The sequence below is a fragment of the Aeromonas finlandensis genome (assembly GCF_000764645.1).
GTDB classification, from domain to species: domain Bacteria; phylum Pseudomonadota; class Gammaproteobacteria; order Enterobacterales; family Aeromonadaceae; genus Aeromonas; species Aeromonas finlandensis.
The window spans coordinates 1-582 of sequence record NZ_JRGK01000303.1 but is presented as its reverse complement, the minus strand read 5'-3'; the positions used below and the strand labels follow the sequence as shown (position 1 = coordinate 582).

At 66.2% G+C, this 582-nt stretch carries 1 protein-coding gene; it reads right to left on the bottom strand.

Features of this window, described 5'->3' with window-relative positions:
* Nucleotides 1-582, bottom strand: a 582-nt coding sequence (locus tag LD28_RS0118940) for a DUF5801 repeats-in-toxin domain-containing protein (RefSeq protein WP_033138475.1), incomplete at both ends; no start/stop codon positions are given.

Genomic DNA, 582 nt, shown 5'->3' with positions numbered 1-582 from the left:
CCGAAGGCCGGGGCGAACTGGGCCTGCACATCGGCTGCGCTCAGGCTGACACTGGCCACCCCGTCGCTACCCACACCACCCAGACTGGCCAAACTTTCATCCACAGTTGCACCAAGACGCGGTGCTTCCACCGCCAGCCCGGCACGCGGGCCGTCATCCTCGAAGCGGAACACACCATTGGCCCCGAGGTCCACAGACGCACTGGCCCGGTCGCCATCCGCATCAGTCACGGTCTGCACCAGCGTCAGCACGCCGCTACCCACGGTCAGCGCTACGCTGTCATCCGCACTGGTGGTATCGCTATGCCAGACGTTGTCCAGCAGGGCCAGCGTCACCTCCCCGGTGGTCGGGTTGATGGTCAGGGTGAAGTAGTTCACCGTACCGACACTGCCGGTGATGACATTGCCCACCTGATTGAGCACAATCGCTGCGCCCTGCCCGTTGGCTACCAGCGGGTCGACCGCATACAGGCCGCTCGCCACGTTGCTGCCGGTCAGCGCCAGGCTGTAGCCAAGACTGCCTTTCCCATCCGCCCCGAAGGCCGGGGCGAACTGGGCCTGCACATCGGCCGCGCTCAGGCTG